Origin of the sequence: Paenibacillus sp. GCM10023252 (genome assembly GCF_042653305.1) — a bacterium.
GTDB lineage: Bacteria > Bacillota > Bacilli > Paenibacillales > Paenibacillaceae > Pristimantibacillus.
In genome coordinates this window covers 60,988-85,501 of the sequence record NZ_JBHSHW010000030.1, presented here as the reverse complement: position 1 = coordinate 85,501, position 24,514 = coordinate 60,988, and the positions used below count along the sequence as shown (strand labels likewise).

25 protein-coding genes are annotated in these 24,514 nt (G+C 54.1%); 8 read left to right on the top strand and 17 right to left on the bottom strand.

What is annotated here, in order from left to right; translation table 11 throughout:
- Window positions 1-73: 73 nt before the first annotated feature.
- Complete coding sequence (locus tag ACFO9Q_RS18320; protein ID WP_379184751.1) at window positions 74-1,012, top strand: DMT family transporter; 939 nt, start codon at window positions 74-76, stop codon at window positions 1,010-1,012.
- Between the two features lie 61 nt (window positions 1,013-1,073).
- Here the strand turns inward: ACFO9Q_RS18320 and ACFO9Q_RS18315 are convergent, their stop codons facing one another.
- A complete protein-coding gene (locus tag ACFO9Q_RS18315) occupies window positions 1,074-1,709 on the bottom strand; it encodes an FMN-dependent NADH-azoreductase (RefSeq protein WP_379184749.1) in 636 nt (211 codons plus the stop codon).
- A gap of 271 nt (window positions 1,710-1,980) precedes the next feature.
- On the opposite strand from ACFO9Q_RS18315, the gene ACFO9Q_RS18310 reads away from it, so the two are divergent.
- Window positions 1,981-3,138, top strand: coding sequence for a cation:proton antiporter (locus ACFO9Q_RS18310; protein ID WP_379184747.1), 1,158 nt, complete (start codon window positions 1,981-1,983; stop codon window positions 3,136-3,138).
- A 94-nt stretch (window positions 3,139-3,232) separates the two neighbouring features.
- On the opposite strand, the gene ACFO9Q_RS18305 is transcribed toward ACFO9Q_RS18310, so the two are convergent.
- Window positions 3,233-3,958: an MOSC domain-containing protein gene (locus ACFO9Q_RS18305; RefSeq protein WP_379184745.1), complete on the bottom strand. Its 726-nt coding sequence runs from the start codon at window positions 3,956-3,958 to the stop codon at window positions 3,233-3,235.
- A 208-nt stretch (window positions 3,959-4,166) separates the two neighbouring features.
- Here ACFO9Q_RS18305 and ACFO9Q_RS18300 point away from each other — a divergent pair, with 208 nt between their 5' ends.
- Complete coding sequence (locus tag ACFO9Q_RS18300) at window positions 4,167-4,769, top strand: M15 family metallopeptidase (RefSeq protein ID WP_379184743.1); 603 nt, start codon at window positions 4,167-4,169, stop codon at window positions 4,767-4,769.
- A 476-nt stretch (window positions 4,770-5,245) separates the two neighbouring features.
- Here the strand turns inward: ACFO9Q_RS18300 and ACFO9Q_RS18295 are convergent, their stop codons facing one another.
- Entirely contained in the window at window positions 5,246-8,467 is a 3,222-nt protein-coding gene (locus ACFO9Q_RS18295) for a beta-galactosidase (RefSeq protein ID WP_379184741.1), read from the bottom strand.
- Window positions 8,468-8,628: 161 nt separating this feature from the next.
- Here ACFO9Q_RS18295 and ACFO9Q_RS18290 point away from each other — a divergent pair, with 161 nt between their 5' ends.
- Window positions 8,629-9,672, top strand: a complete 1,044-nt coding sequence (locus tag ACFO9Q_RS18290; protein ID WP_379184739.1) for a LacI family DNA-binding transcriptional regulator — start codon at window positions 8,629-8,631, stop codon at window positions 9,670-9,672.
- A 78-nt stretch (window positions 9,673-9,750) separates the two neighbouring features.
- Here ACFO9Q_RS18290 and ACFO9Q_RS18285 read toward each other — a convergent pair whose 3' ends face one another.
- The 13 genes from ACFO9Q_RS18285 to ACFO9Q_RS18225 form a co-directional block, all read right to left on the bottom strand.
- Window positions 9,751-9,876 (bottom strand): hypothetical protein, encoded by a 126-nt coding sequence (locus ACFO9Q_RS18285; protein ID WP_379184737.1) that lies wholly within the window; start codon window positions 9,874-9,876, stop codon window positions 9,751-9,753.
- Window positions 9,877-9,894: 18 nt separating this feature from the next.
- Window positions 9,895-10,992 carry a Ger(x)C family spore germination protein gene (locus ACFO9Q_RS18280; protein ID WP_379184735.1) on the bottom strand — a complete coding sequence of 366 codons (1,098 nt, stop codon included), beginning with the start codon at window positions 10,990-10,992 and terminating at the stop codon, window positions 9,895-9,897.
- Window positions 10,989-12,101 carry a GerAB/ArcD/ProY family transporter gene (locus ACFO9Q_RS18275; RefSeq protein ID WP_379184733.1) on the bottom strand — a complete coding sequence of 371 codons (1,113 nt, stop codon included), beginning with the start codon at window positions 12,099-12,101 and terminating at the stop codon, window positions 10,989-10,991. Before ACFO9Q_RS18275 ends, ACFO9Q_RS18280 begins: the two co-directional genes overlap by 4 nt.
- Window positions 12,102-12,117: 16 nt before the next feature.
- Window positions 12,118-13,503 (bottom strand): spore germination protein, encoded by a 1,386-nt coding sequence (locus tag ACFO9Q_RS18270; protein ID WP_379184731.1) that lies wholly within the window; start codon window positions 13,501-13,503, stop codon window positions 12,118-12,120.
- A gap of 93 nt (window positions 13,504-13,596) precedes the next feature.
- Entirely contained in the window at window positions 13,597-14,250 is a 654-nt protein-coding gene (locus ACFO9Q_RS18265; RefSeq protein WP_379184729.1) for a GNAT family N-acetyltransferase, read from the bottom strand.
- 78 nt (window positions 14,251-14,328) lie between these two features.
- Window positions 14,329-14,736 carry a VOC family protein gene (locus ACFO9Q_RS18260; protein ID WP_379184727.1) on the bottom strand — a complete coding sequence of 136 codons (408 nt, stop codon included), beginning with the start codon at window positions 14,734-14,736 and terminating at the stop codon, window positions 14,329-14,331.
- Window positions 14,733-15,830 (bottom strand): acyltransferase family protein, encoded by a 1,098-nt coding sequence (locus tag ACFO9Q_RS18255; protein ID WP_379184725.1) that lies wholly within the window; start codon window positions 15,828-15,830, stop codon window positions 14,733-14,735. Before ACFO9Q_RS18255 ends, ACFO9Q_RS18260 begins: the two co-directional genes overlap by 4 nt.
- On the bottom strand, window positions 15,827-16,525 hold the full coding sequence (gene rpiA, locus ACFO9Q_RS18250) for a ribose-5-phosphate isomerase RpiA (protein WP_379184723.1): 699 nt from the start codon (window positions 16,523-16,525) through the stop codon (window positions 15,827-15,829). The genes ACFO9Q_RS18255 and rpiA overlap by 4 nt, the downstream gene beginning before the upstream one ends.
- Window positions 16,526-16,774: 249 nt before the next feature.
- Complete coding sequence (locus ACFO9Q_RS18245) at window positions 16,775-17,164, bottom strand: DUF350 domain-containing protein (protein ID WP_379184721.1); 390 nt, start codon at window positions 17,162-17,164, stop codon at window positions 16,775-16,777.
- The gene (locus ACFO9Q_RS18240; RefSeq protein WP_379184719.1) at window positions 17,161-17,913 is read right to left on the bottom strand and encodes a signal peptide protein; all 753 of its coding nucleotides are present in this window, start codon (window positions 17,911-17,913) and stop codon (window positions 17,161-17,163) included. Before ACFO9Q_RS18240 ends, ACFO9Q_RS18245 begins: the two co-directional genes overlap by 4 nt.
- Window positions 17,910-19,241 (bottom strand): glutathionylspermidine synthase family protein, encoded by a 1,332-nt coding sequence (locus ACFO9Q_RS18235; protein WP_379184717.1) that lies wholly within the window; start codon window positions 19,239-19,241, stop codon window positions 17,910-17,912. The genes ACFO9Q_RS18240 and ACFO9Q_RS18235 overlap by 4 nt, the downstream gene beginning before the upstream one ends.
- Window positions 19,238-20,026, bottom strand: a complete 789-nt coding sequence (locus ACFO9Q_RS18230; protein ID WP_379184715.1) for a hypothetical protein — start codon at window positions 20,024-20,026, stop codon at window positions 19,238-19,240. The genes ACFO9Q_RS18235 and ACFO9Q_RS18230 overlap by 4 nt, the downstream gene beginning before the upstream one ends.
- 31 nt (window positions 20,027-20,057) lie before the next feature.
- On the bottom strand, window positions 20,058-20,273 hold the full coding sequence (locus ACFO9Q_RS18225) for a hypothetical protein (RefSeq protein WP_379184713.1): 216 nt from the start codon (window positions 20,271-20,273) through the stop codon (window positions 20,058-20,060).
- 254 nt (window positions 20,274-20,527) lie between these two features.
- Between ACFO9Q_RS18225 and ACFO9Q_RS18220 the strand changes: the two genes are divergently transcribed.
- The 4 genes from ACFO9Q_RS18220 to ACFO9Q_RS18205 all read left to right on the top strand — a co-directional run bounded on the left by ACFO9Q_RS18220 (window position 20,528) and on the right by ACFO9Q_RS18205 (window position 24,015).
- Complete coding sequence (locus ACFO9Q_RS18220; RefSeq protein ID WP_379184711.1) at window positions 20,528-21,259, top strand: ZIP family metal transporter; 732 nt, start codon at window positions 20,528-20,530, stop codon at window positions 21,257-21,259.
- Window positions 21,260-21,410: 151 nt separating this feature from the next.
- Window positions 21,411-21,713 (top strand): ArsR/SmtB family transcription factor, encoded by a 303-nt coding sequence (locus ACFO9Q_RS18215; protein WP_379184709.1) that lies wholly within the window; start codon window positions 21,411-21,413, stop codon window positions 21,711-21,713.
- Window positions 21,714-21,814: 101 nt separating this feature from the next.
- A complete protein-coding gene (locus ACFO9Q_RS18210) occupies window positions 21,815-22,648 on the top strand; it encodes an SDR family oxidoreductase (protein WP_379184707.1) in 834 nt (277 codons plus the stop codon).
- A complete protein-coding gene (locus tag ACFO9Q_RS18205; RefSeq protein ID WP_379184705.1) occupies window positions 22,645-24,015 on the top strand; it encodes an aldehyde dehydrogenase in 1,371 nt (456 codons plus the stop codon). The genes ACFO9Q_RS18210 and ACFO9Q_RS18205 overlap by 4 nt, the downstream gene beginning before the upstream one ends.
- A gap of 31 nt (window positions 24,016-24,046) precedes the next feature.
- On the opposite strand, the gene ACFO9Q_RS18200 is transcribed toward ACFO9Q_RS18205, so the two are convergent.
- Window positions 24,047-24,463, bottom strand: a complete 417-nt coding sequence (locus ACFO9Q_RS18200) for a hypothetical protein (RefSeq protein ID WP_379184703.1) — start codon at window positions 24,461-24,463, stop codon at window positions 24,047-24,049.
- Between the last annotated feature and the right edge of the window lie 51 nt (window positions 24,464-24,514).

Sequence of the window (24,514 nt, the reverse complement as noted above, 5' to 3'; positions counted from 1 at the left end):
ATTCCGTTATTCACCCATACGATTGCGATGAACCATTAACGAGCATTGAGGAAAGCTGAGGCTGCACAACATCATGAAGTCAACACCACTTAGAATTGCCCCATGGATTCCGCTGCTTATCGGGATGCTTGCGATCTCATTCGCCCCGATTCTCGTACGCTATTCGAATGCCCCTGTATCTGTACAGGGTATGTACCGCATGCTGTTCACCTTCCTCCTGATGCTGCCGTTCGGCAAGAGCTCCCTCGGCCAGATCCGGAATATTAGTCGGCGAGACTGGCTGCTGCTGACAGCTGCGGGATTCTTCCTAGCCCTTCACTTCCTGCTATGGATGGCTTCCCTATCCTATACGACGATTGCCAGCTCGACCATCATTCTCGCCCTCGAGCCTGTATTCGTCATGATCGGGGCTTACTTCTTCCTGAAGGATCGACTGCATCGCTACGCCGTTATCGGGATGGGCATTGCCGTCTGCGGCGTCGTTATCGTCGGCTCAGGCGACGGCAGCTTATCGCGAACTGCGTTGTACGGAGATGTGCTGTCCTTGCTAGGCACGCTCGCGATCGTCGTCAATATGCTCATTGCCAAGCGGCTGCTGACAAGAGTTCCCTCTTATTTGTTCAGCCTCCTTACTTTTGGGATGACGGCTGCATTCTTCACCCTGTATAATCTCGTGGTTGGCGTACGCATGACTGCCTATCCGCCGCGGGAGTGGATGATCTTCCTGCTGCTCGCTATTATTCCGACTGTCTTCGGCCACCTGATCTTCAACTGGCTGCTGCAATATGTGAAGGCTACGACGATCTCGATGTCCGTGCTGGCTGAGCCAATCGGCTCGAGCATACTCGGTATGATTCTGTTCGGAGAGATGCTGGCCGGGTTCCAATATACCGGGGGAGCGCTCGTGATCATCGGACTTGTCCTGTACATGCGGGCAGAGCAGGGCCAAGCGCTGCTGCCTAGCACGCCTAACACTCAAGAATCATCCCCTATATCTGCCATCGGCAAATAACGAAGAAGAGGGTACCTAAGCAGCACGGTGTGCCTCTAGGTACCCTCTTGAGATAGAGCTCTTAGAACGTCTGAGCGAGATCCTTCGCCCGAGCGATTGCATTCGCCTTAATCTCCTCGGCCTTGCTCGCATCTGCAGCTTGCCCTTCGACGAACAATCCTTCCAACGTCGGGATGCCTAGGAAGCCGGCAATGACCGTCAGGTGACGATGTCCAATCTCGAAGTCTGCCGCAGGACCTTGAGAGTAGATTCCTCCACGAGCCTGAATGTGGAGCGCCTTCTTATTGCCCAGCAGTCCAACTGGACCCTCTGCTGTATACTTGAACGTCTTGCCGGCTACACAGATGGAATCGATATAAGCCTTCATAATTGGCGGGAACGAGAAGTTCCACATCGGGGTGACGAATACGTACTTATCTGCCGCTACGAACTGGTCGGACAGCTCCCCTAGCCGGGCAACCTTCGCTTGTTCGTCCGCCGACAGTTGGTCGAAGCCAGAGCCGCTCTGGAGCTTGCCCCATCCGCTGAATACGTCGGCATCAATGTGGGGAATATTCACCTTATAGAGATCAATCGGTACAATCTCATCACCGGGGTTAGCAGCCTTGTAGGCCTCGATGAACGCCTTGCCGACCGCAAGACTGTAAGACGTTGTGTGATCATGCGGATGTGCGGTAATGTACAGGACTTGGGCCATGAACTTAGAACGCCACCTTTCGTTGATGTCCTTAGCATTATCTCCACAGCCGCTGGAATCATGACTTCCAATTGCAGGGCAGTAGATTAGAGCACCTTAGTTGTGATATACTACAGTTGTTGCCTTATTTTTCATGATTTACCCCAATCAGAATAGATATTAACCGGTGGAGCCTGCTCAATGCAGGCTCCTTTTTGTCTTTTTGCGGTTTCTCACGAGAATAATAAGGCAACATGTGTGTAAAACTGACTTCACTAGGGAGGAAACGGTCTTGTTCTACTTAACTATTCTTATTATTCTGCTTGCTACGAAGCTGGCAGGCGATCTCTGTGTACGATTAGGCCAACCGGCCGTTGTGGGGAAGCTGCTCATCGGTGTCATCATCGGCCCTGCCATGCTGGGCTGGGTAGATCAATCCCACATTATAGAGGAGCTTAGCGAGATCGGCGTGCTGCTGCTTATGTTCATGGCCGGCCTGGAGACCGATATGAAGGAGCTGAAGAATTCCTTCCGATCCTCCATGGCGGTAGCGGTGGGCGGTATTATTCTCCCTTGGGCAGGCGGTTACTTCACAGGCATCTTGATTGGGATGGAGACCTCCCATGCGATATTCCTAGGTCTGCTGTTGTCCGCTACTTCCGTCAGCATCTCCGTACAATCGCTGAAGGACTTGAACTTGCTTAAGAGCAGGGAGAGCACCACCTTGCTGGGAGCAGCGATTATTGACGACATACTAGTCGTAGTTCTGCTTGCCTTCGTCATGAGCCTATTCGGCGGCGGCGATGTTAACCTGACTCTGGTCCTTGGTAAGAAGCTCATCTTCTTCATCATCGTCGCTCTCTTCATCTGGAAGGTGGTCAAGTGGATCATGAAGTGGCTCGCCCCGCTGAGAGTGTCGGAATCCGTCATCAGCGCTGGATTAATCGTCTGCTTCTTCCTCGCCTACATCGCTGAGCAATTCGGCGTGGCCGGCATTATCGGCGCCTTCGCGGCCGGACTTGCCATCTCTCAGACAGACTACAAGCAGGAGGTCGAGCATAAGCTCGAGCCCATTGCCTACGCGATATTCGTTCCGATATTCTTCGTAAGCATCGGGTTCTCCGTCTCCTTCGACGGCCTTCGTGATCAGATTGGACTGCTCGTCATCTTCACTATCGTGGCTGTCTTGACGAAGTTCCTTGGTTCAGGAATCGGAGCTAGGCTGACGGGCTTCTCCACCCGCTCCTCCATGGGCATTGGCTCAGGGATGGTCTCAAGGGGCGAGGTTGCCCTTATCATCGCAACCATCGGCCTGCAGGGCGGACTGCTGAAGCAAGAGTACTTCACTATGCTGGTCATTGTCATTATTCTAACGACGCTGATTACCCCATTCTTGTTGAAAAAAACACTGGGCAGTCCAGCTTCGAGCTCACAGTCCGAGCAGGGGTAACGCTGCGCAGCGCTGACGGATTGGAGCAAGGAGGAAGGCGCAACGCGCCCCTCCTGCTCCTGCTCCGCTTTGCGTGCTGCTCCCAGCTGATTCCCTACCTGAAGTCGGAGTCCAGATAGACAAGGTCACCTGCAGCTATGCGGCCTGTTCTCTTAACCGAGGCGTACAAGCCGAAGTTTAGATTCATTTGCTCGTTTACTTTTCGAAGAAGAGAAGGATCTCGTTCCATGGTATTCGGGTCAATCGTAATCATCGCGCAGCGCTGGCACCAGGAATCGACCTGCAGCTCAGCCCCGCCTATATGCAATCGCCGTCCAATCCAGCTGCTCTCATCCAGGGCATCATCGTCTACGGCGATGACTAGGTTGGCTCTGAACCGGTCGCGGTCCAGATTCTTACCCCATATCGCCTCAAGCTTGCGCAGCGATGCGTCTGTCACGATTAGCACGCTGGCCACATCAACCGACATGAGGTCGGGATTCTCCATGTTAGGTGCTCTGCAGCTTGTCATAGACAGCTTCTTCTTGGAATGCCTCTGCATGTCGGCTAGCAGCTCCTCATTCCACTCGTAGGCCAGGCCTTCGGGCGAGGTTATCCTTATCTCCTCATCCACCAGCCTAGCTTCATAGGCCAGCAAGCCCGGGATCTCACTAGCTGTCACATAACTGCTCCACCCCTGCTTCGTCTCATCGTAAAACGCGCAAAACCGATCCCCATGCAAGCCATACGACTCGACTTCGCAGCTGTCCAGACGCTCCCCTCTGAATGACTTCACCGGGTATCGATTCAATTCCATTACTTGGCCTATGGATAATCTCAAGCTCACTGCTCCTTCGTTGTATAATGAACGTATAGTAGATGATGCTTCGTCTATTTGCAAACATTTAAGAGAAAATTAAGATTGATCCTTACTTCCTTCTAAACGTTCTCTTGTAGACTATTGTTAACGAACAATGCATAGGAGATACGAAGATGACCCAGCGTCAACCATCATAAAATATATACGTGCAAGGAGAGTTACGCCTAAAATGAATTCAACCCTTATACCTAGCCATTCGCCTAGGCGGCAGCTGACGCAGAAGCATATTCGAAGAAGAAGAACTCTAGTCCTTCTCTTATTAGTGATAAGTCTATTAGGCTTGATAGCTGTGACTTGGCTCAAGCAGGAGCTGGAGCTGCGGGATGTGCCGCCCGTGATGGGGATGCACCCCGTTGTTGCGGCCAAGCAGCTTGAGCTGGAGAGAGCGACGAGGAAGCTCGGCATTACGATTCTCGTGACGGATAGCTTCCGCAGCAAGGAGGAGCAGGATGCGCTGCATCGGCAAGGCCGCTCCGAGAGTGGGCGGATCGTGACCAAGGCCAAGGGAGGCCAGTCCTACCATAACTTCGGTCTCGCGATCGACTTCGCGCTTCGGACGAAGCAGGGCAAGGTCATCTGGGACATGGAATACGACGGGAATAAGAACGGCAAGTCAGACTGGATGGAAGTGGTGGCCGTAGCCAAGGGGCTCGGCTTCACATGGGGAGGCGACTGGAAGAGCTTCCGAGATTACCCCCACCTTCAGATGGACTTCGGCTACTCCATCCGCGACTTGCAGCGCGGGAAGCGGCCTCCTACAGTGTTGGAGTAGCTTGTTAGGCTAGACTGACTGTATAACAAGCTAGCTACTCTTTATCGTGAGCGCAGCCCCTACCTCCGCGGTATTGGTGTTGAAGAGCGTAGATAGGGTATATATTGCACCTATTGGTTAGCCAGCGAAGTCATATGGACGATGATAGGGTATATTTTGCACCTATTGGTTAGCTAGCGAGGTCATATGGACGATGATAGGGTATATTTTGCACCTATTGGTTAGCCAGCGAGGTCATATGGACGATGATAGGGTATATTTTGCACCTATTGGTAAGTGAGCTAGTCAAGAGAGCCCGTTCAAATACTTTTTAGTAATCATTCAATGTTCGTGAATAGCAGTGCTAGTATGAACGTCTAATCATAGGAGTCTTCAATCTAGCGATTGGAACAAGAACGGCTTATGTTCTAAAGTACCATCAAAAAGAAGCTGTCCCGGCCTGCCACGGGAACAGCTCCTACACAACAACCTATCCATTACTTCACCACAGCAGCAGCTACCTTCACTTCGCTCGGGCGGTAGACAGCCGTCAGCTCGCCATCCTTGCCCGCGGCGAACATGACGGTCCGCTCCGCTTCCAGCTCGAAGCGGTACGTCCGGCCTGTGGCCGAATCCTTCACTTCCACATCGCAAGGCACGCCATACTCCGATACGAAGATGAAGAGCGAGCTCTCGTCGAACGTAAGCTTCCGGCCGTATACGCCCGGCAAGTCGCCGCCCCGCAGCCACTCCAGTTCCTGTGCTACCCCTGCTTCCGCCAGAGCATAACGATACACCGTCTCCAGCACCTCATACGACTCATTCAGCTCCAGCGGCAGCGGGCACCAGATGAGCTTGCCCTTGCCAAGCTCCCGCTCAACCAGCTTCGATGGACCGTTCACATAGACGGCAGCTGCTCCCATCGCATCGGCTGCACCATTGGCACCAGTGGCACCAACTGCACCAGCCGCTCCACCTGCATTAGCCTCACGATCCTGTGCCAGCAGTTCCTTGTTCAGCTTCGCGATTCCGCTCCCTCCGAACGATACAGGCAGCAGACGCCCCTCCACTAGCAGAGCCTCTTCCCGTCTCACATTCGCCAGCTTGCTCTCCCCTACGAGACTGCTCGCACGGCTGACCGGACGCCAGTATTCGTCTAGTGACAATGGACCGGTGACGAGCAGCGTCCCTCCATTCGCCGCCACATGGGTAACCAGCTTATCAAGCGCTTCGCCGGACAGGTTATGTGCGGAAGGCACAATAATCAGCTTCGGCAGCTCTTGCTCCGGATCCGACAGAGCCTCCAGATGATACTCCCCCATCGCCCGGAACGGCACATTCATCCGATGCGCCAGCGTCCTCGTCAGACGAGAGGTCCCTTCGCCCGCGAACGGCCGGTTCGAGAAGTCATTGCTGTACGGGAAGATGACGACCGTCTCTTCCAGCTTACGCCCGATCATACCCGGGCCAGCGTCACGCATGAAGGCGCCGAAGTCATAGGACACATCCGCCTCCGGCTTCTCCGTTCCATCTGCACGCAGAGCCCCGATATTGGACTCATTCACATTGTCCATGTAGAAGTTGATATTCCAGATCCACTGCACCGCACCAGCGCCGCCCGTTGAGAACGAATACGCGTACTTCCGCTCGAGAATATTCCGCAGCTCCTCTTCGCTTCGCTTGGCCCGGCCATCCGGCGTCTCTACATACATAATACCCGTCTCTTGGATGAGGTTCGGCTTGTAAGGCGACTTGGTGAAAATCCCGTCCCAAACCAGCTGGTCCATCAGCCACCACGAATGAACGGTGGTGTAATCGACAGCATCCGCATAGAACAGAGGGGAAGGACGCTGGCTGCCCAGTCCTTCATCCTGGCCAACCGTAACGAGCTGCTTCGGCTGCACCAGCTGAATGGCTCGGCGCAGCTCGGCTGCCCACTGGTTGTGCATCTCCATAGAGAAGAGCACATAGTCCAGCCATGGGCCAGCCAGCTTCGGAGTAACCTCTGTCGTGTTGAAGGCTACTTCCTCCTGCTGCGGAGGCTGAATGCTCTCGAAGGATGGAAGACGCTCCGGCGTCATATTCCACTTCTCCTGCAGCTCTTCAATCGTATGGTGACGCTCCTTCAGCCACTTGCGGAAGGCTGCTGTCTCGAACGGATCACGAAGCGTATTCGGCGACCACAGCCGCTTCGGATCGAACATCGACGGTTCGTTAATGAGATCCCAATGGACATGGGCCGAATCCTTGTGCCGGGACACGACGGCCGTAATGAATCGCTTCTGCGCTTCCAAGCTCCGCGGATCCAGATAAGGATTCAACCCTTCCCAGAGCTCAGGCGTGAAGGCGAAGAAGTTGAAGGTCAGCTCCAGGTTATGCCGCTTCGCCGTCAGAATGAATGCATCGATGGCACGCAGGATGTCCTCGCTGACATGGCCGTCAATGAAGCCCATCGTCCGGATGGCTGTCCAGATGCCTGTACGGATAAGGTTAATGCCTGCCCCGCTCATCTGTGCCATATCCCGATCCCATACGGCCGCATTCGGCAGCTGCAGGAACTTGCGTGCGACATCCGACGTCATATAGGTCATACCAACGACAGGGAACGGCTTGCCATCCTTGAAGAAGTAGTCGCGACCGCAAGTAAGCATCTCTCCCTCTTGCAGCCATTCCTCATCGCGGCCCCAGAAGCCCTGCTTCAGCACTCTGCTCTCCCCGCTCTCCGAGCGAAGCACAGCCTCTACGCTGTAGTAACCGGCCTCAGCTGTCAGGGGCAGAGACTTGCGGATATAAGACGTAATCTCACCTGCCTCGAAGCGGAACGTATCCTGATGCACCAGCTCTCTGCCGCCGCCCCGCTTCTCGAGGAATACCTGAAGCTGAGCCTGCCACTCCGCCGCTCCAGCTCCTCTGTCCAAGCTCTGCGCTTGAAGCGTCAGTACCGGCATCTCCCCGAGCTCATAGCAAGCATAGTTCGGCTTCAGCCACAGCTCGGTGACACCTTGCGAGGTGAACCTCGCCCACTCGGCAAGCGCAGCCGAGCCGCCTCCCGTCCAGAATGCTTCACTTAGCTCTTGATTCACAAGCAGCCAGCGGCTTCCTGAGAATTGTCCCTTCGTATTCTCCAGCAGGACAACCGGTGCCGACAGCTCGCGTCCCTGCTCCGTCACCGTCTTCAGCAGCGGATAGATGTGGGCATCCATCGGACCGCCGGAGCCCAGCTCCGCCGGGATGTCAGCGGCCTTCGTCACATGCAGCACCAGACCGTATGTGTCAGCCACCTCGAATAAGCCTTCGAAGCCTTGCAGCTGAGGAATGTCTGCCAAGGCAGCCAGCTTCACATGCGGGGGAGCGCTGATCGGCAGCGCCTCGTGAATGTTCAAGGCTTGATGATAGGCCGTCTGTTCATGCTCCGGCTGCCACTTGCCGTCTACCTCGCGAACTGGCGTGCGGAATGGTACGCCCCCGCTATGCAGCAATCCGCCTCCGCGGCGGAAGAATGCGAGGATAGCCGGCCAGGCTTTCTTCACCAGGTACGGTCCGTGCAAGTTAATGAACGTTGTGCCCGCATCGCTGCTGCGCAGAGCATCCTCCAGTCCGTCTGCCGTCACGATGGCGGCTTCGCCGAACTGCTGGGTTAGCTCTGCCAGCTCGGGACGAGCTCCGTTATAAGGAAATGCCGGGTCATAGAATAGGACGATACGATTCTCATTATTCATGTTCAGACCACCTCGGATGATTGGATGATTGGTTATAAAAAGCTTGATTTGTTAGGTTTGTTAGGTTACCTTGTAGATATATCCTAACAGAATTTAATCACTCAGCGACAATCTGTCAATAAGCAATTTATATAACAAGCTGAATAATAGGAGATAGGACAATGGCAAAAATCACTATGCAAAAAATAGCCGATCGGCTGGGTCTATCCAAATACACCGTATCTCAAGCGCTTGCTGGACGTTCAGGGGTTAGTGAGGCCACTCGACGAGTGATACTGGAGACGGCAAAATCGATGGGATATCAACTGCGGACTGAAGCCCCGGCAGTAAGTACCCACACACAAGGAAGCTCCCCTGCACGGGCTACATCTGCCTATATCCTCATCTGGATATCCCTTCCGGAGCGTAATAACAGCTCCTTCTGGCAGCGTGTATTACTAGGTGTTACCGAGGAGTGCTCAAGACAGGGGTGGGACCATATCCTGCTCTCTCCTTATGACCAGCAGGGCAAGACTGTGGTCATTCCCTCCTATATAGCTACAGAGCGATGCGTTGGAGGATTAATCATCGGTTCGATGCCGCTGACCACAATAACGGCTATGGTACACACGCAGCTGCCGCTCGTCATTGTCGACCATGACGAGCCCTTCGTTCATCTGGATGCTGTTAACAACGATAATCTTGAAGCGGCCAGTCTAATTATTGAACGCATGGCGGATTCCGGCTGCCGCCGCATCCTCTTCCTGGGCTGCGACAGCTTCGCCATCTCCTTCCGGGAGCGCTGGTGGGGCTGCCTGATGGCAGCAGAGAGGCTGACGCTCAGAGGAATACATATGGAGCTTCAGAAGTGGGAGGTCCATTACAATAAGGAGGGGTGGACACGGTCCCTCGCTGAGCGGCTAGCCGATCTGGGCGAGGAGGACTGGCCGGACGGCTTCATTGGAGGCAATGACAATATTGCCCTTGAGCTGCTTGCTATACTCCGCGCCAGAGATGTCGGGGTACCTGAGAGATGCCGTGTGGCCGGCTTCGACAACATCCATGCCGCCGCCATGGCATCGCCGCCTCTCACGACCGTTGATCTGGGCAAGGAGGAGCTTGGCGCCCGTGCCGTCGAGGCTCTCGCGCGGCGGATTGCCTTCCCTGACAAGCCTCGCGAGCGTATTACCCTGTCGCCTCGCTTAGTCATTCGTGAGAGCTGCTAGAGAAGAAGCCGACATAGGGGAAGGGGAAGAACGGCGATTCATACTCAACCTCTATCCCAGACTGCTCCCCTTCCCCGCTCACCCCCTCTCAAGCCGCCTATTGAGCAGATGACCCAGCCCCATTCCGAGCAGCGTCATGATTAGGACGAGTATAAGCCAGAATACAGGCCTAAGCAGAACATGGTTGAATATCCAGTTGTACATCCCCTATTCTCCTTCCGCCTACTTCAGCACACCGGTTCGAGTCACTCTGACTTGGACTTCCAGCTCGAAGCGCATCTTCTTGAACTCGTTCATCCACCATTCATCCGACCAGTCTGCAGGGTGAAGTCTTGCATAATAATACCGTCCGATACCAAGCGGATCGGCAGACATGGCCTGCAGCTTACTAAGCAGCTGCTGGCAATGCTCCTTCAGCTCTTGCTCCATAACTGCCGTTAAGGCATCCACCTCTTGCTGAGTGTTGACGGGGTAATCCTTATTTTCCAACAGCTGCCCTTGCAGGAATATGTTCATATGCGCCAGATGAGGATGCTTCGGATCGAGTATAATCTCTCTCCTATTCTTGCTGAAGGACAAGCTCACAGCACCCTCATCATCAGGCCTAAGCATCATTGTAATTATGTCGTTGTAGCTAACCCCCTTAAGGAGATAGTAGTATGGAAAATCCGACTTAGACACCGATCCGACCATCTTGCCCTGCTGAATAATGGCAAGACCCTCAGCAGACATATCCGTACTGCTCCGCTTGAGTAAAGGAACCGTAATATCAAGGCCGCTCGTATGCAGCTCTCGTACCATATTCCCTAATCGGCCAAAGTTCGGATCCGTTATTCGCTCCTCTCTGGATATAAGCCCGTACAGGTAGACTGGACTAATGCTCTTATCCTTGTACCTGGCTTCCACATACGGCCCCGCCTTGCCCTTGGTTACAGCCAGCAATATTCCCGTATTCACATTAGGATCCCGGTAGAGAGGATTAAGAATGGACTCCATCCCGCTCCTTGCAAGCTGCTCCTCAATTAGGATAAGTCTTAACTGTCCAGGGACAACATATCTCCCTGCCTTCCTGCGCAGCAGATCCCATCCTTCCGTGACGCCCTGCGCAGAGACATGAATGACCTCCAGCTTCTCCTCTGTCTCCTTAATGGGATTAGGCACGCCTGCCACAATATCCAGCTTCTTCGCATGCCCCTGATCGAAGGACATCGCGATAGCGAGTGCTTGATCATCAAGCACCTTCTTGTCTGTTGTCGTCGCACAGCTAGTGAGGAGCAGCATTCCCGCCATGAGACAGAGCTTGCCAGCGAGCCTATTCATGTGCCAGCCCCCTCCTTGCTTGTGAACTTCGTCATCAACCAGAACAACGCAATCGAGCTGCTAATGAGGATGATCCCCGCCAACTCCGTTATCCGGACGTAAGGAACAAGATTAGCCGACTCCTCCGGCAGCAGCAGGACGCCAAGCAGTGTCAGGAAGAGCAACGGAATTCTCATGGTTCTAGTCCTAGTCATAGTGGGGACCATATGCCTGATCCCTTGTTGTATGACCCAGATGAAGCCACCGATTACTATTGAGATGATAAGCGACCATTCTGCAACGATAATCAGCTCAGTGCTCTCGATGAAGGCGAATTGCGATACACGGTACAGAGTTAAGTAAGGGTAAGTATTCAGCTCTGCGAATTCATAGCCCATCGTTCCTGCAACAATCAAGTTGACGAGCATATTAATGAAGGTACTGAGCCAATGCGCGTAAGAGACGCGCAGCAGTACGCCCTTGTGGCTAAGGACAGACGGATAGATGAAGAAGATGAGGCTAATGCCGAATGCTGTGGAGCAAGCGCTCATTAAGGCTTGTCCATAGGAGCCAACCGATTGTACGGTCATTGGAAGCAACAGGGTTGGTTCAAGCAGCCTGTATGGATAATAGAGGGGAATTAACACCCACAGAGTGGACAGCACCGTCAGAATGGCGAACCTAGAGAGCAGTGACAGACCTCCAACTAGCAGGAGGTAGACGGGCAATAAGGTTAACAGACTCAAGAATAGTGTTGATGTTCGGGGGAATAGATAGTCTTGTAAGGCGCCGACATAAGTCCGCAATATAATAATTCCAAGACAGTAGAAGAAGAGGATATATAACGCAGCAGCAAGCTTGCCTCCTACGCTCCCGAAGTATCTCCCTGCCATCGTGTACCAATCCGAATGACCGCTCTTCTTCATCGCCGTAACGCCTGCGTAGAGCAGCAGTTGAATGAGGACAGAGGCGGCGAAGCTAACGAGCCACCCCTGGTTCCCAGTCAACTCTGCTAGGTGACCTGGCACTTGAAAAAAACCATATCCGAATTGAAAGCACAACACGATGAAAAAGAGTGAGCTGAGCTCAATCTGATCTGAGGCTGTACGACGGATGTTGAAATGACTCATCTTCGTTCGCTCCTTCTCATTGCTTGTTCTTGTCTCGGGTGAATCTTGGCAGTCGAAGAACAATCCGCTCGAGCTGACCCGCTCTCATCGGAGACAAGGGGGACAGATAGGGTTCACCCAAGGTGCGAAGCCCAAGCAAGTGCAGCATGATTAAGGAATATCCAAGTACTAGGCCGTACACCCCCAGGAAGGAAGAGAGCAGCAACACCACGTAGCGAATGGCCCTAAGAGCGTTAGTCATCATATATGATGACATAATGAACGAGGCGAGAGCAGCTCCTGATGCAACGATAATGAGGTAATAGGACATAAGATGGGCTTCTACAGCAGCCTGTCCGATAATAATACCGCCTACGATGCCTATGGTCTGGCCAATCTTAATAGGCAGTCTGGCCGCCGCTTCCCTTAACAAGTCTAAGACCACGGAGATGAAGAGCGCTTCATAGATGGGCGTGAATGGTACACTCGAACGCTGCTCGACAAAAGGAATGACGAGGTCCATCGGAATGAGTTGATAGTTGTATGAAGTGATGGACACATAGAGGGGGACAGCAAATACCGCCAGAAACAAAGAAATGATACGCATAAGCCTAACAATGGAGCTGTAGAACCAATTATTATAGTAATCGTCTGGTGTCTCCAGGTAATCCCAGAAGGTACATGGCGCAATAATAACTTGCGGAGAGCCGTCTACAATGGCAATGACCTTCCCTTGCATGAGGGAGGAGATGACCTTCTGCGGCAGCGACGTTACCGCGAAGACCGGGAATATGGAATAGCTCTGATCCGAGATGCTCTCCATAATAATGATGGAGTCCATAACCTTGTCCTCGACCCTCTTCAGTCTCTCGGTCAGCTCCGTCACATGGGCAGGCTTCGCCGTCCCCTCCATCCATAGCACGGCAATGGTTGTAGACGTGGTATCCCCTACAATGACCGTATCCATCAGCAGTCTGGGGGAGCGAATATACTTGCGAATCATACTAATATTCGTCGAATAGGACTCAATGAAGCTCTCCTGAGGTCCTTGAATCGCGCTCTCGCTGAAGGAGGTGTCAATCGATCTCTGATCCACCTTATACGTATTAATAGCAGCAGGGAGCGAATTCTCCGTTAATAAGATCGTCCATCCGTTCATAATCTTAGAGATACAGCTTCCTAATGTTGCGACTTCCTCCCACTCGAAGCTGGTTAAGAGGTCGGGATTAGCGGTTATGCCGGTAAGCTTCTCATCCAGCTCCTCCCGGGATACGAGAGTGTCAAGGTAGCAGCAAGTGAAGGCGGGGAGCTCTCTAATCTGAAAATCCTTCATAGAGCAGATGCGCTGAATCTGCTCCAAATTATTAGAGATTCCTAGTCCCAGCTTCACTATGTCAAGCTCGAGATCCTTAGGTTGCTGCATTCAGACTCCCCCCTTTGTCTGAAGGTTATTTTATCCAGTGGGATGGGAAGTATGCATCATGTGTAGTTAAGACAAGGGAAGCTGGCTGGCACGCTAATCTCGGGGGGCTGTTAGATGATGCGGATCATAGAGCATGACATATGTATGGAATGCGCCGCCGGCACAGGGGTAGGAACGGACGAGCTCGAAGCCGAGATGCCGATAGATGCTGACATTCGTCTCCGTCTCGGTCTGCAGGACGATGAACGTATGTGTCCGCCTTGCCTCCTCCAGCGCTGAGCGCATGAGCTTGCTTAGATGCTTCTGGCCCTGGTGGTCGGGGTGAACGGCAACTGCATCAATAATGATGAAGTTGTGATAGTGCTCACGGTAATGGGCAAGCGCTGAGGATGCGTCCTTGGTCTGCAACGCTCTGCGGTGGATGGACAGCGGGGATTGATAACGGAATACATAAGGGAGCAGGGGAAGGGTGCGCAGGGCGAGGATCGCTAAGCGGCGCTTGTCTCGGACGACACCGTACCTCCTCACGGCGAAGATTCCTTCCACTTCGTCTGATGTGACGTAGACGGTGCCGCTGGCATGGAACAATTGAATGAGCTTCGGGAAGACGAACTTCAGGATACGGCGCCGCGAAGCGGATTCGGGGAAAAGATACACGAACATAGGGCTGTCGATGAACGCTTCGAGGAGCGTCTCTCCAGCCCTCTTGATATGCTTGGACTCTAGCGGCTTAACCTGCTCATACATGTAGATGTAACCTCCCTATGGCGTGGTGCTTCGTCTTAGACATATGCAGGGAGTGGAAGGCTCATGACGCTGTATCTGCTAGGCCTTGTCCGACTGCCTCACCTCATATAACTCAATTGGAAGGCCGTCAGGATCGTGCAGGAAGGTGAACCGACAGCCGGTTACAGGGTCTATCCTTATCGGTTCGAGGGGGAGACCATGATTGTCTGTCAGCTCTCGTACGGCTGCCTCAAGGTCATCTACCTCGAAGCAGAGATGCCGCAGTCCGGCAGCTTCCGGATGAGTCACTCTGGACGGAGGATTCGGGAAGGAGAACAATTCAATGAGGTATTCGCCATGGAGAGCGAGATCCAGCTTGTAGGAATCTCGCTCTCCACGGTAGATCTCGGAGACAATCGTCAGGCCAAGCACCTCTGTGTAGAATAGCTTCGACCGCTCATAGTTCGAGCAGATTACGGCAATATGATGGACGCGGTTAAGCTTCATGAGGAGGACTCCTCCCTTCTCTTCTTAGGCTGGGATACGAAGCGCATCAGCTGCTCGAGCGGACCTTGGCGTCCGAGCGCACGCCATAGGTTCGTTAAGAGGATGGCAGCAATTAGATAGCTGAACGAGACTAGCATCGCTTGCTGCAGCTGGAAGGTGACGTAATGAGACAGGTATGTGTACAGAAGAGCGTGAGCAACGTACACAGTCAGGGACATCCCACCCGTCACGGCCAGAGGGCGAAGCATTCGCTGCGTGAGGCTTCCTTCGCTTCTTCCAAGCGTTAAGCAAGCGGCCAGGGCAAGCAGGCAGCAGCCTGCTGTTGAGAACTGCGCTGCAGCGAAGTCTAGCCAAGAGGTTACATCCATGACCTGAATACTGCCCGTCCAATACTGGAGATGGGCAAGACCTGGCACAGCAAGTACAGCACCTGCCAGCCATAAGGTACAGGTCGCGCTGCGTTCGCCTAGACGGAGCCGCCCTATGCTCATGCCTAAGATGAAGTAGGCTGTCTGCGAGAGCACGATCATAATATTCAGAGCGGTCTCGGCGGATTGCTGGGTCGCACCCGCTTCTACGAAGGGAAGCGGAGCAGCCAGCAGCAAGGCTGCCAGGATGAGCAGCACCGGCTGAGAGGCTCTTAGCAGCAGCGTAGAGAGCAGGAACATGATGCCGTATAGGCATAGCACGATGTCGCTCCATCCTGCTGCGACGAGGAGAATACCGAGCAGGGCAAGGTAGATGGCTCTTAGGACGAGCTCCCTCCTGCGTATTCCCTTGCGGGTGACCAGCAGGGAGATGCCAACGCCAGCGAGCAGGATGAACAGCGGCCTTGCCCGATTGGCGAAGAGCACTTGGAACCAGTAGGCCCACTCCGGCGAAGTCGGCCATGGAACGTCGGCTTCCGGCTGCAGCCGCTCCTGCGGCAGCATGACCAGATCGGTCGCGGCATGGACGATGACCATGCCAACGATGGCAAGCAGCCTCGCCAGGTCGAGGCCCAGGATGCGGGCCCGGTTGCCGCCGCTGGCCGCAGGGCTGGCGTGGACGCCACTTGCGGCAGAGCTCGCGGCAGGGTTAGGTTGTTTTTTCATACGGTACCTCGGGTGTACGTTGTTCCATCATGGGAAGAGCCGATGACCACGCGACTAACCATCCCACTTAGGAACAAGCCGTTCTCAACGACGCCGGGTATGGCACTTAGCTGCTCATCCAGCCAGCTTGGACCAGCAATCGTTCCGAACGAGCAATCTGCTATCAAGTTGCCATTGTCGGTTGTATAGACCGTGTCGCTGTTGATCTGGCGAATGACGGGCTGGCCGCCCAGTTCGCTAAGCTTGCGAAGAGTGAGCTCCGACGCGAATGGAAGAATCTCTACCGGCAGTGGAAATGCGCCTAGCGTGTCAACCAGCTTCGAATCGTCAACGATGACGATGAACTGCTTGCTATGATAGGCGAGAATCTTCTCCCTTAGCAGCGCGCCTCCCCCTCCCTTAATTAGGTTATTGCTCTTGTCGACTTCATCCGCCCCGTCGATCGTTACATCGATTGAGGTTATGTCAGAGAAGGGAACTATGCTAATGCCAAGCTGCTTGGCCAGCTCTTCCGACTGCTTAGAGCTCGCTGCCGCTCGAAGGTTCATTCCTTCGCTTACCTTGACGGCAATCGCCTCGATTGCCCACTTCGCGGTCGAGCCGGTCCCCAGCCCCACCGTCATCCCATCCTCTATGTAACTAACCGCTCTCTCCGCTGCCAGCTTCTTGGGGCTTATGTGCTCATACGTGTTCATATCGATACCTCCAACACCTATCTCGGTCTAATACTACCTCCCATTCTACTCTATCCTGACACAGAACGGTATGCAGCAGCCATTAGCGCCACTTTCTGGCGCTGCAGCCGTCCGGGGGCGGTTGGGTGGACGCAATAGCGCCATATTCTGGCGCTGCAGCCGTCAGATGAGGCTCGTTAGACGCAATAGCGCCATAAAAAAAATCCGCCTTACCCCAGCCTGCAGCAGGGGCAACGCGGACCAAACGATCTAAATAATTAAAGAGCTGATGGCAAAGCCGGTGCCGATGTAGACGAAGCACAGCAGGATGCCCACTGCGACGTTGCCCTCCTGCAGCTGCTGGCCGAGCTTGACGCCGGGCGTCACCCACTCGAAGATCCAGTAGACAGCTACTAGGCAGGCATAACCGACGGCGAACCATAGCGCCATATGCCAGATTGACGTATTGGTATATGCCGCCACACCTAGGACGATCGCCGTCGAGAGGAACTTGCCTCCCATCGCTAAGCCCGCTGCGACATTGCCCTTCTTCAACTCTTCCATATCATTGTAAGGCGTCATCCAGCTGAAGATGACCATGCCCAGCAGCTGAAGCACAATAATGACAAGCACACTAATGAATAAGTCCACAACGATCATGGTGAAGCCCACCCCCGAAACTTGGCATATGCCATATCATAATTCGAATAATCATGTACTTCCTCCAGCACCACGTTCACCTTGCTCAGCGGCTTCAGCGTCTGGTAACGCTTCTCGTCAATCGGCTGCTTAATCTGATGGCCGGAAGGAAGCGAGAGGACCGCGAACTGACGCGTCTCGCCTGACCGCTCCGTCTTATACACGCCCACAAGCTCAACCTCTGACGTCAGCCTCAGCTTCAGCTGTGCCATATCCTTCTCTGCCGCTTCCTTGGACTTGAAGGACTTGATTGGGTTCCACGCAGCAAGCGTCACTTCATTCTGCTTGTCATCGCTTGTGCGCATCGTCGCTTCCATGAACTGCAGCGTCCAGACCTTGTCGCCTGTTCCATAGTTGCTGTCATTCGGCAGCATCTCATTGTCCGGCAATATCGTCATGTCACTGCCTATGAGATCCCCAACTGTTCCCTCTACGACCCGGTAATCCCATGGCAAGGTAGCCACTATGCTGCCATCTGACTTCATGATGTCTGAGGAAGAATCTGTAACCGTGTAAGTCGCAGAAGGTTCCTGCCAGCTGACTGCAGACGTGTCCCACGAAGAGCTCTGCGCTTGGCAGGCGTTCAGCATGAACCCCGCCACGATGATGAAGAACACCCCGCCGACTACGATGGAGAGGATTCGACTAATATCCGCGTCCCCATTCCCACCACTATGCCGATCAGGTGGTCTATGCCCGTAATAACTCATGAAGCTCTCACTCCTATCGCCACATAATGACTCGTATTCCCTGTAATTAAGCCTCCAGCCCGCCCTAACAGCCCGCAAGGCGCACCGTTGATGACGAACATCCCTGTCAGCAAGCTGAACTCTCCTGCAGCCAGCTTCACCTTCGCCAGCTCCGCTCTCTTCTGATACACCCTCGGGAACAGTCTGCTCGTATCGAAGCCGTCCTCATCCTTCACTTCCAGCTGCCCCGCCTCATCATAGAGCCTCACGGAGCCGCCTTCGCGCCCGAACATCGACTTCGAGACGTAGCTCCCATCGAATAACGCCCGAGTGTAAGTAGGAAGCATATACTTAGAGATGATCTCCCGCTCCTCTGCACTGAACAGCATCTGAAGCTCATGCAGCCCCCAGATGAGCGCCATCATCCCCTTGGATTGCAGCAGCAGTGCATGAACCTTGTTGAGAAGCTGCACCCCACCGCTCTCCACTGCATAAGCCAGCGCTTCCCCGCCTTCATCCACCGCCATCCATTCCTTGGGATACAACGCAAATAGCCGGTCGATAGCTGCTCCGTCCTTATTCCGCAGCACCCCTTCATCAACCCATAGGTCCAGGCAGTCTACGCAGGCGATATCCTCCTGGCCGCTATGCTTCACCAGCATCTCGATCGTCCCCGAGTCTTCCAGATGCGAACCATATGCAACACAGGCCGCTGCGTCTGGCTGTTCTTCAGCCCATGCTGCAGCTACTTGCTCCTTCATGCTATCGTTCACCGACTGCAGCCCCCGCCTCTCACATTGCCAAGGTGTTGCAACTGCAGCCTCTACGTAGCCGGTAGGCGTGTCGCTGTTCAGCTCCAGCAGCTTAATCTCGCCAGCTTGGGAGATGGCGAAGTCGAACCTCGCATACCTGCTGATCTGCCCTGCTTCATTCATGTCTACCGCATCCAGCGTCTGCCACAGCATCTCCGGTATGCCGAGCATTGCATAGAGATCATGCCGCCCGAGCACATATCTAGCCGCACGGTCATACACTTGCCACAGCCCTGCTGATGCCGCCTCAAGCTCATGATATACATCCTCACGCATCGCTACGGCTTGGTCGAGCCAATAAGGCTCTCCGTCCAAGTCCGCCCAAGTGAAGCCGAGCTCCGCCAGCTCTGACACCAGTTCAGCCCGTTCACCATGTGCCGGCTCTCCAACCACTTCGAACACAGGCTGCTGCTCCTTGCATCCCGCATCACCATTAATCACAGGCTGCTGCTCAGTCCCCCCCGTATCATCAGCGACCACAGGCCGCAACTCTTGCCATTCCCCGTCCCCTTCGACTACAGCTCGCCGCTCCATCAACCGCCGAACCCGCCGCCTGAAGACTTACTTGAGGAAGAGCTGGATGAGCCGCTGTAGCCGCTGGACGTGCCGCCTATCCCGCCAGGAGATGAGGAAGTAGCGCCTCTCCTCGTAATCGAGCCGGTTGAGTCAGACGTCTTCGGACGAACCGCGGAGCCGACGACCGGCTTGTTCTGGAACGAATCGGACGTATAGCTCTTCGGCGTGTACGTATTCGTCGTTCCAGGGTAGTAGGACTTGTGCGACTTATGCCAGGAACCTGAAGAGTAAGAGCTCCCCCGGTTGAAAATAAGATGATACAACAACAAATCATTCCATCCGAAGCCGGACGATGTATGAACAACAGTAGTCCCGCTCCCGCCTCCAGCGCTTCCGCCAGCGCCACCTTCCTCTTCCTCGTCTTCCTCTTCTACTCCCGCACCGCTTGCCGCCAGCTTAGGAAGATTCCAATCCACCGCGGGATCATAGAAGCTCTTCACCTTCTCATTCGACCATTCCAGCAAGGTTGGCTCCCCTGCTGCAGCTGCAGTCGTTGCAGTCTCAGCTGATGCCACCCCGCTGCTGCCCGGGCTCAGCCCGATGAAGGCACCCGCCAGCAAGGCGATCCCCAGCGATGTGGACAGTACCTTCAGCGGCTTGCCTTCCCTGGTAAGCATCCGCTCCGCGAACGGGACACCTTCAGCACGCACCGCTCTCGTCACTGCGCCATCTCCCCCAGCACGCACCGCCTTCGGCACTGCGCCGTCCGCACTAGCTCTGCTTCTGCCATTAAGCTTACTATCCATCTCGTGAACTCCTCCTCCTCTTGCTTCTGCTCTACTTGTTCAGCACCTTCGTCACGAGCAGCTCCACCGAGCCGTTATCCACATTCAGCCGCCCTTCAATCGTCTCATATTCCTCGCCGCCGACGGTCAGATAATTAACGTGGTTAAGTGCGTCCATCATCGTCTTGCTCCAATTGCGCTCATCGAGATTGCGCAGCCCGCCCTCGGGCAGCTTCTCCACGAGATACACCTTCATTGCAGCTTCCAATCTAACAACTCCTCTGCCAATAAATTGAACATGTAATAGGTACGTAGCTCCCGTTCGTTTTGTTTCGTTCCCACTCTATGTTTTTTTTCACCGCATGTCAGAGATAACCAAGGATACCGCCAAGTTCATGCGTATAAGAAGGAACTGCGTTAAGCTGTACAGAATGTATAGTACTCGTGAGTGCAAGTCTGTGCAGGCTTGCGCCCGGCAATACTAGAACCATCTAAGCCCAATCTGGAGGAGGACAACCACACTTGGAAGCAGCACTACTTGGGAGCTTCATATCGGCAATGGCTACTGTACTCGGGGCTGTCCCCCTGCTATTCGTTAAGCAGCTGTCGGAACGCTGGAAGGATATCCTCATTGCCTTCACAGCCGGCATCATGGTGTCGGCCTCCACCTTCGGCCTCATGCCTCAAGCGCTGAAGGAATCCGGACTCGTCGCCCTAACCATCGGGCTGCTGCTTGGTGTCATTACGCTGGATATCATTGAGAAGAACATCCCCCATATCGATGTCGAGAATAACCGAGCGATCTCATCCTTCGACACCAAGTCACTGCTCGTCATCATCGCCTTATTCATTCATAACATCCCGGAAGGGCTTAGCACTGGCTTCAGCTATGCGAGCCAAGACCAAGGATTGGGCGTCATGGTCGCTATCGCTATCGGCGCGCAGAACATGCCGGAAGGGCTCGTGCTTGCTGTCTTCCTGATCAGCTCGGGCGTGAGCAAGGGGAAGACGCTGCTGCTCGTCACCCTAACCGGACTCATGGAGCTGCTCTCGTCCTATGTCGGTCTCATTGCCGCAAGCTCCATTCAGTGGCTCATAGGCTACGGACTTGCCTTCGCCTCCGGCGCCATGCTGTTCATCGTCTACAAGGAGCTCATTCCTGAGTCACACAGCCATGGCTTCGAGCGGCCGGCGACCTACTCATTCATCTTCGGACTGCTCGTCATGGTGTATATCGGACACTTCTTCGGATAATTACATCCATTCCTTCTCTAGCAGCTTCCGCCGCCGTCTTCGTTGCTTAATCGCTGCCAATGCATTCCATTGGGATCGGATGGATTGACATCCGTCTCCGTTGATGATTTAATAGGTTTAAACGTTCGAACGAATGGATGGTGATGATGAGATGACACAAGCAGCGATGGAGACCTTCCGATCCTGCATCCCGCTCTTTCAAGCCTTAAGCGATACGGCCAGACAAGATATTATTCTGCTGCTTGCTGAGCATGAACGTCTCACAGTCAATGAGATTACACAATATGCAACTCTGTCCCGTCCCGCCATCTCGCACCACCTTAAGATTCTGAAGGATAATAAGCTGGTTGAGATTGAGCAGAAGGGAACGCAGCGGTATTATTCATTAGCCATTGACGCTGCCCTCGTGCAGATTAAGCAGCTTGTCCGAGTGGTGGAAGAGGATTGTTTATAGACGGAAGTGATTCCGTTTATATTTTTTTGAACAATAGGTTTAAATGGTTAAACACAAGAACATTAATGATATATAATTGAACCTTGAAGGAGAGAATAATAATGACAGCAACTAAGACGATATTGATTACAGGGGCATCTACAGGAATCGGAAGAGCGGCAGCCGAACTATTCTTGAGCAAGGGCTGGAATGTAGCCGCGACGATGCGCAGTCCGGAGAAGCATGGGGATCTCAGCCATCCTAGACTGAGAAAGTATAAGCTCGATGTAATCGATACAGCGTCGATAGAGACAGCCATCCAAGGGGCAATCAGCGACTACGGGAAGATAGATGTCGTGCTCAACAACGCAGGCTATGGGGCAGTTGGCCTATTCGAAGCCTCTACCCAAGAGCAGATCAGACGTCAGTTCGATACGAACCTATTCGGGACTATGAATGTCATCCAGCAGATTCTGCCCCACTTCAGGAAGCATAGAGACGGTCTGATCATGAATATTACATCCGTCGGCGGCAAGGTCACCTTCCCGCTCTACAGCCTGTACCATGGTTCCAAGTGGGCGGTTGAAGGATTCTCCGAATCGCTGCATTACGAGCTTCGGCCATTGGGCATCCGGGTCAAGATTATTGAACCAGGCGTCATCAAGACGGACTTCTACTCACGCTCACAGGACTTGATTAATAACACGGAATTGACTGAGTATCAGGAATATATGAAGATTGGGATGCACAACATGCAGAGCTCCGGAGATGCAGGCGTAGCGCCTGATGTGGTAGCACAAGCTATCTACCGCGCGGCCACGGACGGCTCAGGCAAGCTTCGATATGCGGTAGGTGCACCTGCTCCTTGGCTGCTTCCGCTGCGCAAGCTGCTGCCTGAGAGCTGGTTCTTCCGAATTGTGCGCAGCAATGTTGAGAAGGGGTTGAAGAAGTCATGAATGCGACAACTGCACTGGAGCGCCAGCAGCATACGTTCCGCTCGGGCCTGACAAGGCCGTACGAATATCGCCGTGAGCAGCTCATGAAGCTGAAGCAGGTGATGAAGAACTATGAAGATGAGATGCTGGATACTCTTGAGACGGAGCTGCGTAAGCCGAAGACAGAGAGCTATATGACAGAGGTCGGTGTGACCTATGAGGAGATCAACTTCACTCTGAAGCACTTGCATCGGTGGATGAAGCCGAAGAAGGTGCGCACGCCGGTGTCCCACTTCGGCTCGTCCTCTCGCATCTACCCAGAGCCGTACGGCGTTGCGCTTATTATCGCCCCATGGAATTATCCTATTCAGCTTGCGTTAGCGCCGCTGATTGGAGCAATTGCTGCGGGCAACTGCGCCATTGTGAAGCCATCGGAGCTGACCCCGCGCACATCAGCGTTGCTTAAGAAGATGTTGAGTGAAGTATTTGACGACGACTATGTCGCCGTTATTGAAGGCGGGGTGGATGTGAGTACGGAGCTGCTTGCGCTTCGGTTTGACAAGATTTTTTTCACCGGGAGTGTGCCTGTTGGGAAGATTGTGATGGAGGCGGCAGCGAAGCACCTCACTCCTGTCACGCTTGAGCTGGGCGGCAAGAGTCCGACGATCGTGGGGCGGGATGCCAATCTTGATCTGGCCGCGAAGCGGATCGTGTGGGGCAAGTTCTCGAATGCTGGGCAGACCTGCATCGCGCCGGATTATCTGCTCGTTCATCAATCGGTGAAGAGCGAGCTGCTTACGAAGATGGAGCACTACATTCAGGAGCTGTATGGGGACAATCCGCGTGAAGCCGGGCGATACGCCTCGATTGTAACGGAGAGGCATGCGAAGCGGCTGGCGGGGTTCATTGACAATGCGAAGCATATTGTACGAGGCGGGAAGTACGATACGGCTGATCGTTACATCGAGCCCACTCTCATGGATGAAGTTACTCGTGACGATGCGCTTATGCAGGAAGAGATCTTCGGTCCGATTCTGCCTATTATCGCATATGAAGACCTGAGCGAGGCCATCTCCTTCATTCACTCGTTCGAGAAGCCGCTTGCCTTGTACCTGTTCTCCGGGAACCAGCGTGAGATTGACACGGTGCTGGAGCAGGTGAGCTTCGGCGGCGGATGTATCAACGATACGATCCTCCATATCGCGACGCCATACTTGCCATTCGGAGGGGTTGGACAGAGCGGTGCGGGCGCTTATCACGGCAAGGCCAGCTTCGACCTGTTCTCCCATCAGAAGAGCGTGCTGCATCAGACGGTGAAGTATGACCTGCCCGCCAGGTATCCGAACAGCAAGCTTGGAGCGAAGATGATTCGTTCGTTGATGAAGTAGCGCAGGCACAGAACGACAGCATGTCATGCAGTCATGAAGGATATTGTATTATAAAATAAAATCTCGTTGGAGATTGGACTCCTCCCACACCAACTCCTTCGTGCTGCAGCATCACATTCCGATGCTGCAGGCCGCTAGCGTGGCCAATTCGCCGCTGTAGCATCACATTCTGATGCTGCAGGCCGCTGGCGTGGCCAACTCGCCGCTGTAGCATCACATTCTGATGCTGCAGGCCGCTGGCGTAGCCAATTCGCCGCTGTAGCATCACATTCTGATGCTGCAGGCCGCTGGCGTGGCCCTTTCGCCGCTGCAGCATCACATTCTGATGCTGCAGGCCGCTGGCGTGGCCAATTCGCCGCTGCAGCATCACATTCTGATGCTGCAGGTCATCCAGATTGCTGCCCAGCTGCCCGATTACAGCGTGACGGCCCCTCGTCCAACAAGGCAAAAAGGGGATGCCCCCGAAGCCTGAAGCTTCTGGGACACCCCCTTCGTCTTG